This is a genomic window from Gallibacterium genomosp. 1 (assembly GCF_001678575.1).
Taxonomy (GTDB): Bacteria; Pseudomonadota; Gammaproteobacteria; order Enterobacterales; family Pasteurellaceae; genus Gallibacterium.
Map to the genome: position 1 here is coordinate 21891 of NZ_JTJP01000057.1, position 8872 is coordinate 30762.

Consider the following 8872-nt stretch of genomic DNA (forward strand, 5'->3'; position numbering starts at 1 on the left):
TAGGAGCAGTTGTTTTATAGAAAGATTTTTATTGGTCAAAATATTATTAATAAACAATATGAACTAACATCGCCACCACACTATTAATAAGGTACAATTTCAACGACATTACTGAACATCAAGGAAAATTATGCAGAAATTCTTACAACACCTTATTCAGCATCTCATTATTTTAATTAAAGTTTTTTCATATAAATTCAACCAGAACAAATTATCGCAGGCGGCAGGTTATTTAACTTACAGCACAATGTTGGCAATTGTGCCGTTATTAATGGTGATTTTTGCCTTTTTTGCTGCCTTTCCGGTATTCAACGATGTGGTGCAAGATTTCCAGCAATTTATCTTTTCCAATTTCGCCCCTTCAGTCAGCCACACGGTCGAACAATACATCACCGTTTTTATTGCTAACACCAAAAAAATGAGCGGTATCAGTATCATCGGCTTAATCGTGGTGGCGTTGATGCTGATTAAATCGATTGATACCACGCTTAATGATATTTGGTCAAACAGCAAAAAACGCTCAACACTTTACTCCTTTTCTATCTACTGGATGATTTTGACGTTAGGGCCGATTTTTATCGCCACCAGTATCGGCGTAAGCTCTTATCTCTTTTCCAGCTCAATTTTCACCTATAAAACCGGACTACCGTTCGGGCTGAAATTACTTAGCTTCGTGCCGTTTCTTCTCTCTTGGTTGGCTTTCACCTGTATTTATGCCATCGTGCCAAACACGAAAGTGAATGTAAAACACGCCGCCTGCGGCGCCTTAATCGCGGCAATTTTCTTCACTCTCGGTAAAGCCTGTTTTACTTGGTATATGAAATCATTTCCTTCTTATCAGCTGATTTATGGCGCATTAGCCACGTTGCCGATTATGATTTTATGGATACACCTCAGTTGGACATTTATTCTGCTAGGAGCTCAATTAACAGCGGTATTGGATGATTTGGATAAAATGGCACAATATTATCCTGATCAAGATTTAACTTATATTTATCAGAACCGTGCCGTAAAACTCCGTCCTTCAGGGCGGAGATATAAGGCATAAACGGCGTAAGCCGTTTCAAACCTAACTAATCAGGTGTTTGTTGTTGCTCAATGTATTGGCGAATAATGGAAATTGGAGCGCCACCACAACTCCCTGCAAAATAAGACGGAGACCACAGCTGATTACCCCAAAGTTTTTTGCGAATATTTGGATAGTTTTTCTTCCTAATCATTTTCTTTTTGCATAGACCAAGTGTAAAATGTTGAAAACTTACATTCTAAACCTTGTCCAATGCAACTACGCAAAGCCTTCAAATTCGAGATAATGCCAAACGGCAGCCAAATCCGCAGAATTAAACAGTTCTGTGGTTGTTCTCGTTTTGTATTTAATCGGGCGTTAGCTTGGCAAAATGAACAATACGAGCAAGATAACAGCTTTAAGTTCAGCTACACCAAAATCGCCAACCTACTTCCACAATGGAAAAAAGAACTTCCGTGGCTGAAAGAATGTCATTCGCAAGTGTTGCAACAGTCGTTAAAAGACTTAGAAAGTGCGTTTAAAAATTTCTTTCAACAGCGAGCAGATTTCCCAAAATTTAAGAAAAAAGGTTTAAAAGAGGGTTTCCGTTTTCCGCAAGGTTGTAAGCTGGAACAACAAAATAGTCGTATTTGTCTACCAAAAATCGGTTGGGTTCGCTATCGCAACAGCCGTGAGGTTGTCGGCGAAATCAAAAATGTGACGGTAAGCCAAAAGTGCGGACGATTTTTTGTCAGTATTCAAACGGAATTTGAATATGAAATTCCAACGCATAAAGGCGGAGAAATCGGCATAGATATGGGCGTTGCACGTTTTGCCACGCTTTCAAACGGTGAATTTTTTGAGCCATTAAACGCCTTTAAAACTTACAAAGGAAAATTGGCTAAACTGCAAAAGAGGCTTAAAAATAAAGTAAAATTTAGCCAAAATTGGCAGAAATTAAAGGCGAAAATCGCCAAATTGCATCATAAAATCGCCAATTGTCGTAAAGACTTTTTGCATAAAATCTCAACACAAATCAGCAAAAACCACGCTATGATCTATATTGAAGATTTGCAGGTATCAAATATGTCAAAGTCAGCGAAAGGCACGGTGGAAGCTCACGGTAAAAACGTGAAACAGAAATCAGGTTTAAACCGTTCGATACTCGACCAATCGTGGTTTGAGTTTCGCCGTCAGTTGGACTACAAAACGCAATGGCGAGGCGGATTTTTAGTGGCTGTTCCGCCGCAAAATAGCAGTCGAACTTGCCCTTGTTGTAGTCATATCGCCAAAGAAAACCGACAAACGCAGGCGCATTTTGAATGCGTAGAATGTGGCTACACCGAAAATGCGGATGTCGTTGGTGCGTTAAATGTATTGGCGCAAGGGCGAGTAATCGCCCTTGCGTAAAAATATCAGGCTGGGACACAGCCGTCGAGCTTGCGAAGTGAACTTCATTGAGAGGTCAGCAGCAAGAACCCACCGAGAGTAGCCGATTGTTTGAAATGGGCACTGGTAGGAATCCCCGACCTTTAGGGTGGGGAGGATGTCAACAACAAATTACATTAGACAATTCACAGGAAAACAGCAATGATTGCACTGATTCAACGCGTTAAAAATGCAAATGTTAAAGTTAATCAAACTATTGTTGGCGAAATCGAGCAAGGTATTTTAGTGCTGCTTGGTGTAGAACAGGGTGATGATCAAAACAAAGCTGATCGCCTTGCTGAAAAAGTATTGAATTATCGCATTTTCAGCGACGAAAACGGCAAAATGAATTTAAATGTACAACAAATTCAGGGCGAATTATTAGTCGTTTCACAATTTACCTTAGCTGCCGACACTAAAAAAGGGTTACGACCAAGTTTCAGCCGATCTGGCGATCCTGAGTCAGCACAAGCACTTTATCACTATTTTGTAGAAAAATGTCGTGAAAATATACCAGTACAAACCGGACAATTTGCCGCTGATATGCAAGTATCGTTAATCAATGATGGACCGGTCACATTTTGGTTACAGGTTTAAAATTGATGTTAATGATAACGGATAGACTATTAATCAAATAATTAAAAAACCCTCGCATAAACGAGGGTTTTGAAAAAGCATTTTAAAATTAGTTTAAACGCTCTTTAATACGTGCAGATTTACCGCTACGTTCACGTAAGTAGTAAAGTTTAGCTTTACGAACCGCACCTTTACGTTTTACAGTGATGCTATCAACGATTGGAGAGTGAGTTTGGAAAACACGTTCAACCCCAACACCGTTTGACACTTTACGTAGAGTAAATGCTGAATGCAAGCCACGGTTACGAATTGCAATAACCACACCTTCGAACGCTTGCAAACGTCTTTTACTACCTTCAACAACCCATACTTTCACTTCCAATGTATCACCAGGACGGAAGCTTGGCACGTTTTGCTTTAATTGTTCTTGTTCAAGTTGTTTAATAATGTTACTCATAATAAATACCTTATTCCTAGATGTAACTGAATCTATTTCTTTTGCTGTTGATGCTCTTGTTGAGCCTGCTTCAACAACAACCTTTGTTCGTCAGTCAGAGCTAGGCCTTCTAATAGCTCAGGCCGGCGTAGCCACGTTCGTTGCAATGACTGTTTTAATCGCCATTTACGAATTTCTTCGTGGTTACCGGATATCAAAACCGGTGGCACAACCAATCCATCAAGCACTTCAGGACGCGTGTAATGTGGGCAATCCAACAAACCGTCAACAAAAGAGTCCTCTTCTGCCGAAGCCTGTTTCCCCAACACGCCCGGAACAAATCGCGCAACGGCATCAATCAATGTCATTGCCGGCAACTCTCCACCGGTCAAAACATAATCACCGATTGACCACTCTTCATCAATCTCCGTTTCAATAACGCGCTCATCAATGCCTTCGTAACGCCCACAAACCAAAATCATTTTCTGATTTTTAGCCAGCTGCTCCACGCCAGCCTGATTAAGCTTTCGCCCTTGCGGTGAAAGATAAATCACCTTTGCTCCATCGCCTGCTTCTGCCTTTGCCGCTTGGATAGCATCTCTTAACGGCTGCACCATCATTAACATTCCCGGCCCACCACCATAAGGGCGATCATCAACCGTCTTATGTTTATCGTGCGTAAAATCTCGAGGATTCCAACAATGCAATTGCAAAAGCTCGTGCTTTATAGCTCTACTTGTTACCCCAAATTCTGTAATAGCTTTAAACATTTCAGGGAATAATGTAATTACACCAATCCACATATGGATACCTCAATGTTCATTAAGCCAACAGAATTACCTGAGGTTAGAAACCAGCGTCCCAGTCCACCTCAATCACTTTGGTGCTGAGATCCACTCTTTTAACTACTGTATCAATATACGGAATTAACCGTTCTTGTTTTGCGAAAGCATCTTTGCTATTCGCCTGAACTACCAAAACATCGTTTGAACCTGTTTCTATTAATTCGCTGACAACACCCATATCGTATCCCTGCAAATTAATCACACGACAACCGATTAAATCGTGCCAGTAAAACTCCCCTTCATCTAATTCTGGAAGTTGGTTCAAATCCACGCCAATTTCAATATTGGCTAATGCCTGTGCCTGTTCACGATCATCAACCCCTTTAATCTTCACAATCAAATCTTGACTATGATGACGCCAACCTTCAATTTCTACCGGTTGCCACTGTTTTTTAATGTTTAAAAACCACGGTTGATAATCAAAAATACTTTCTGCATATTCGGTAGATGAATAAACACGCAACCAACCACGAATACCATAAGTTGAACCAAGTTTACCTACGACACCGATTTTTTGCTGTTCCATTTCAACCACCTATGCTTTTAATTAAGCTGCTTGTTGTGCTTCTTTTACTAAAGATTTAACACGATCTGACAAAGATGCACCTTTGCTTACCCAATCATTTACGCGATCTAAATCAATACGTAAACGTTCTGCTTTACCAGAAGCGATTGGATTAAAGAAGCCGATACGTTCGATGAAACGGCCATCACGAGGGTAACGGCTGTCTGCAACGACAATTTGATAGAATGGGCGTTTTTTAGCTCCGCCACGAGATAAACGAATGGTTACCATAACCTTCCTCTAAAATATTGATAGTAAAAAAAGAAAACCCCGTTCGAAGTAGGGGCGTTAATTGCTTATTGCTAACAATGCTGTTAAAACCATGCACCCGATACAAAAAGCCGTAGAATTTTACCTTTTCCCACAGAAAAATCAATAATTGACCGGTTTTATTTTAGAGATTTCCCTAAGATATGATAGATAACTTAGCGATAATCAAAAATGGATAACATCAAATAACAGTCGGCGGTGCCGCTGTTGGTGGTGTTATCGGTCATCAAGTCGGAAAATGATCTTAGTTCATTCCTTCCTGAGCGAGGGAATTTTCAAATCTGTATTCGCCTCGTTAAATGCTCGGCAAAATTTTATTGTTCTCTATCTACCTATATATCTGCTAATAACAACAAACGTTTATAACATTCCAATATCTGTAAAAAATTGTCGATAAATTTCTGCTTTCTTTGCTAATGCTAATGGGTAAGCTCGTGATGATGAAGGAAGGCGATAAAGCTGATATTGTCGCTGTGCAATTGTGATTGAAGTATTCTCACCATTTTTTAACATTACTCTTTCTTCATCAAGTAAAGAAAGCAATGTTTCAGTCGCTTTTTCACCAGCAGTCATAATCACTTTACATTGAGGAATTTGTGCTAACACTTTAGTGAGGTTGATCGGCTCAATAATCTGCAAAAATTTATCAGAGGCATTCCCCTGCTGACGAAAAATTTTATAACCGCTATCAAAAACGGCAATGCCTTTTGCACGCAAAAACCGTTCAATTTTTTCTTGATTAAAAGCAGTTTTATCGCTGTTTAGGAAATACTCTTTATTATTAAAAAAGACCGTACCATAAATACGCCACATATCATTTTGAAAATTAGGATAATAAAAATTCATTTTCCAACGTGCTTTTGGCGGCGGAAAACTGCCCAACATCAACATTGTGGCATTTGGTGGCAAGAAAGGTTGTAATGGATGTGTTTCGATATTTTGTGCTGTCATAAAGTTGTGAGCGAATGACGCTGATGGCGACATCCTTAGTTATTATAAAAGAAAAAATTCGCCCTAACGGCAATTAGGGCGAGCATTGATAAGGGAATAATTAGGCAACTAACTGTTTCAAAATACGGCGAATCGGTTCTGCCGCGCCCCATAATAATTGGTCGCCAACAGTGAATGCCGCTAAGTATTCAGGCCCCATATTAAGTTTACGTAAACGTCCAACCGGAACACTTAATGTGCCGGTCACTTTTGCCGGCGTTAATTCACGCAATGTGGTTTCTTTGTCATTCGGAATCACTTTCACCCATTCATTATGCGAAGCTAAAATCTGTTCGATTTCCGCTAACGGTAAATCTTTTTTCATTTTGATAGTGAATGCTTGGCTGTGGCAACGTAATGCCCCAATCCGCACACAAAGCCCATCAATTGGCACCGGATTGTCAGATAAACCTAAAATCTTGTTGGTTTCGGCATAACCTTTCCACTCTTCTTTGGTTTGACCACTTTCAAGCAATTTGTCAATCCAAGGAATCAAGCTGCCGCCAAGCGCTGCACCAAAATTTTCTGTTGGGAAGTCTTCAGCTCGCATTTTGGCGGTAACTGCACGTTCAATATCTAAAATAGAGGAAGATGGATTTGCCAATTCAGGGGCAACCACATCGTGAAGTTCGCCCATTTGCAATAATAATTCACGCATATTTTTTGCACCAGCACCGGAAGCGGCTTGATAAGTTGCTACCGAAACCCATTCAACCAAATCACGTTCAAATAAACCGCCTAATGCCATTAACATCAAACTAACGGTACAGTTTCCGCCGACATAGGTTTTAATGCCATTTTTTAAACCTTGATCAATCACGTGTTGATTGACAGGGTCAAGCACAATAATCGCCTCTTTCTCCATACGCAATGCGGAAGCGGCATCAACCCAATATCCATCCCAACCAGTAGCACGCAATTTTTTATAAACTTCATTGGTGTAATCACCACCTTGGCAAGTTACAATAATCTCTTGTTGCTTTAATGCCTCAAGATCATAAGCATCTAATAAAACGCCAGCAGCTTTTCCGGCATAATCAGGTGCAGGTTGCCCTGCTTGAGATGTGGTAAAAAAAGTAGGTGTGATATTAATAAAATCCTGCTCTTGTTGCATACGCTCCATTAATACAGAACCGACCATACCACGCCAACCAATAAAACCGACTTTTTTCATATTGTACCTCATTAGTTAATTTCAAATGTTCCAACTATAGCGCAACACTTAGCCCTACAATCTATTGTTTTTGTTGATAAATGCTGTGTTTTTAAATAAGCATTAATTAATTACCGCATAATATGAATTAAATCAATAGAAAATACAAAAAATATAAAGGCAAAATAAATATTTTTCAACAACTTATCTTTTGTCAATAAAAAATACTGTATATTTAAACAGTATTTTTACTGTAACTATTTGATTTTTTATTGATATACTAATTTTAATGTCAGATTGGTAGAGAAGAGATAAAATGGCAAGATCATTCCGTGTTTTTTGCCGTCATTGCGGCTATAAGGCATATATCAAAAGATCGGTAAGGGAACACGCCGATCTAACAAAATTGTACTGCGTATGCACTAACCCATCTTGTAATCATTCGTTCGTGCAAAACGTCGAATATGCATACACGACAAGAACATCTGATTTAGTGCAAAACGATTTAATATTAAATTTAATCAATAATCTATCAAAAGACGACAAAAACAAAATTTTCGAACATCTCCAACAAAAAAACCGCTAAAAAGCGGTTTTTTATTATGCTGAAAGTAATTTATCTGTTGCAAGTTGTGCCAAAAAACCACTACGGCTTTTATACTCTGGATGTGTTGCAATAAACGCATCAATTTTATGTAATAACAACGCTGGTAGAGTAATATTAATTTTTTCCGCTTTACCCATTAAATGCGACAAATCAACATCTACAAAAGTAAAAGTAAACCCCTCAAACTCTTTATTATTCATATGTGCTTTTATATCGGTTGGCAAAGGAAACTCTTCACCATCTTCTAACATTCCCTCGATATGAAAAGCGATAGCTTCTTTTGCATTAATATACGCCTCTTCTAATGTATCTCCAGCAGAAAAACAACCTGGCACATCAGGCACAATTACCCCAAAAGCGTGTTTATCATCACCCATTTCAATTCCAATCGGATATAACATATAAACCTCTCTTTTTATAAAAGGGGCTTATTTCAAGCCCGCTTGTTTTAATATTGAATTTACCGTTTTTATTTGTAAATCCTTTTTGGGATGCGGAACTGTTGTCCGCCCTTTCTTTATTGGATGTTTAAATTGATGATGACTACCAACCACATTCACCAAGTACCACCCATCTTTTTCAAGCATTTTTATTAATGTTTTACTATCCACCTTTTATCTTCCTGCCGTTTATTTAGTGGTTATTATACCTACTTTTATTATTATGTCAATAATTTTGTAGGTATAGTGGTTATTATTATATAAAAAGTAATAACAAAAAAGAAAATCTTTTGTAAAAATGGAGTGAAAAATCAAGATTTTAAATGACAAATCGCCTCAATAGTATTAAACTCGTCAACGCTAATTATAGGTAATAATATTATTTTCAATATTATAATTTATCTTATTGGTGGTACAATGATTATGTAAAAAATCTGATTTTTTTAAAATGTAATTTTAGGTGTATTTGGTAAAAAACAGGATAAATTCATTTTGTCGAATGGCTAAAATATAAGTTTTTTCAATAAGTTAAATGAAAATACCCCCCCCCCGCACT

Annotated in this window: 12 protein-coding genes and 1 pseudogene; 4 read left to right on the forward strand and 9 right to left on the reverse strand. The window is 38.4% G+C overall.

Annotated features, from left to right (window positions below; genetic code table 11):
* The first annotated feature begins 130 nt into the window (after positions 1-130).
* Entirely contained in the window at positions 131-1048 is a 918-nt protein-coding gene (locus QV04_RS09890; RefSeq protein ID WP_039133275.1) for a virulence factor BrkB family protein, read from the forward strand.
* 25 nt (positions 1049-1073) lie between these two features.
* Here the strand turns inward: QV04_RS09890 and QV04_RS11850 are convergent.
* Positions 1074-1211, reverse strand: a pseudogene (locus QV04_RS11850) (transposase); the annotation flags it as partial.
* Between the two features lie 68 nt (positions 1212-1279).
* Here QV04_RS11850 and QV04_RS09900 point away from each other — a divergent pair.
* Both QV04_RS09900 and dtd read left to right on the forward strand, forming a co-directional pair.
* Positions 1280-2416: an RNA-guided endonuclease InsQ/TnpB family protein gene (locus QV04_RS09900; RefSeq protein ID WP_039133272.1), complete on the forward strand. Its 1137-nt coding sequence runs from the start codon at positions 1280-1282 to the stop codon at positions 2414-2416.
* Positions 2417-2596: 180 nt separating this feature from the next.
* The gene (gene dtd / locus QV04_RS09905; protein ID WP_039091097.1) at positions 2597-3031 is read left to right on the forward strand and encodes a D-aminoacyl-tRNA deacylase; all 435 of its coding nucleotides are present in this window, start codon (positions 2597-2599) and stop codon (positions 3029-3031) included.
* Between the two features lie 88 nt (positions 3032-3119).
* On the opposite strand, the gene rplS is transcribed toward dtd, so the two are convergent.
* From rplS to asd, 6 genes are all read right to left on the reverse strand, one after another.
* Positions 3120-3467 carry a 50S ribosomal protein L19 gene (gene rplS, locus QV04_RS09910; protein ID WP_013746341.1) on the reverse strand — a complete coding sequence of 116 codons (348 nt, stop codon included), beginning with the start codon at positions 3465-3467 and terminating at the stop codon, positions 3120-3122.
* Positions 3468-3499: 32 nt separating this feature from the next.
* The gene (gene trmD, locus QV04_RS09915) at positions 3500-4249 is read right to left on the reverse strand and encodes a tRNA (guanosine(37)-N1)-methyltransferase TrmD (protein ID WP_039133269.1); all 750 of its coding nucleotides are present in this window, start codon (positions 4247-4249) and stop codon (positions 3500-3502) included.
* Between the two features lie 43 nt (positions 4250-4292).
* Complete coding sequence (gene rimM / locus QV04_RS09920; RefSeq protein WP_039133266.1) at positions 4293-4817, reverse strand: ribosome maturation factor RimM; 525 nt, start codon at positions 4815-4817, stop codon at positions 4293-4295.
* Between the two features lie 21 nt (positions 4818-4838).
* Positions 4839-5087, reverse strand: a complete 249-nt coding sequence (gene rpsP / locus QV04_RS09925; protein ID WP_039087912.1) for a 30S ribosomal protein S16 — start codon at positions 5085-5087, stop codon at positions 4839-4841.
* Between the two features lie 399 nt (positions 5088-5486).
* The gene (locus tag QV04_RS09930) at positions 5487-6077 is read right to left on the reverse strand and encodes a DNA glycosylase (RefSeq protein ID WP_039159364.1); all 591 of its coding nucleotides are present in this window, start codon (positions 6075-6077) and stop codon (positions 5487-5489) included.
* 100 nt (positions 6078-6177) lie between these two features.
* A complete protein-coding gene (gene asd / locus QV04_RS09935) occupies positions 6178-7290 on the reverse strand; it encodes an aspartate-semialdehyde dehydrogenase (protein ID WP_039087924.1) in 1113 nt (370 codons plus the stop codon).
* Positions 7291-7585: 295 nt separating this feature from the next.
* Here asd and QV04_RS11985 point away from each other — a divergent pair, with 295 nt between their 5' ends.
* Positions 7586-7855: an ogr/Delta-like zinc finger family protein gene (locus QV04_RS11985; protein WP_080733648.1), complete on the forward strand. Its 270-nt coding sequence runs from the start codon at positions 7586-7588 to the stop codon at positions 7853-7855.
* Between the two features lie 14 nt (positions 7856-7869).
* On the opposite strand, the gene QV04_RS09940 is transcribed toward QV04_RS11985, so the two are convergent.
* Entirely contained in the window at positions 7870-8277 is a 408-nt protein-coding gene (locus QV04_RS09940; protein WP_013746351.1) for a type II toxin-antitoxin system HicB family antitoxin, read from the reverse strand.
* A 27-nt stretch (positions 8278-8304) separates the two neighbouring features.
* Positions 8305-8487, reverse strand: coding sequence for a type II toxin-antitoxin system HicA family toxin (locus QV04_RS09945; protein WP_039133250.1), 183 nt, complete (start codon positions 8485-8487; stop codon positions 8305-8307).
* Positions 8488-8872: the final 385 nt, after the last annotated feature.

Excerpts from the sequence above, each read along its gene's own strand:
- QV04_RS09890 (WP_039133275.1), top strand. The coding sequence starts at position 131 with ATGCAGAAATTCTTACAACACCTTATTCAGCATCTCATTATTTTAATT.
- QV04_RS09900 (WP_039133272.1), top strand. The coding sequence starts at position 1,280 with ATGCAACTACGCAAAGCCTTCAAATTCGAGATAATGCCAAACGGCAGC.
- dtd (WP_039091097.1), top strand. The coding sequence starts at position 2,597 with ATGATTGCACTGATTCAACGCGTTAAAAATGCAAATGTTAAAGTTAAT.
- rplS (WP_013746341.1), bottom strand. The coding sequence starts at position 3,467 with ATGAGTAACATTATTAAACAACTTGAACAAGAACAATTAAAGCAAAAC.
- trmD (WP_039133269.1), bottom strand. The coding sequence starts at position 4,249 with ATGTGGATTGGTGTAATTACATTATTCCCTGAAATGTTTAAAGCTATT.
- rimM (WP_039133266.1), bottom strand. The coding sequence starts at position 4,817 with ATGGAACAGCAAAAAATCGGTGTCGTAGGTAAACTTGGTTCAACTTAT.
- rpsP (WP_039087912.1), bottom strand. The coding sequence starts at position 5,087 with ATGGTAACCATTCGTTTATCTCGTGGCGGAGCTAAAAAACGCCCATTC.
- QV04_RS09930 (WP_039159364.1), bottom strand. The coding sequence starts at position 6,077 with ATGACAGCACAAAATATCGAAACACATCCATTACAACCTTTCTTGCCA.
- asd (WP_039087924.1), bottom strand. The coding sequence starts at position 7,290 with ATGAAAAAAGTCGGTTTTATTGGTTGGCGTGGTATGGTCGGTTCTGTA.
- QV04_RS11985 (WP_080733648.1), top strand. The coding sequence starts at position 7,586 with ATGGCAAGATCATTCCGTGTTTTTTGCCGTCATTGCGGCTATAAGGCA.
- QV04_RS09940 (WP_013746351.1), bottom strand. The coding sequence starts at position 8,277 with ATGTTATATCCGATTGGAATTGAAATGGGTGATGATAAACACGCTTTT.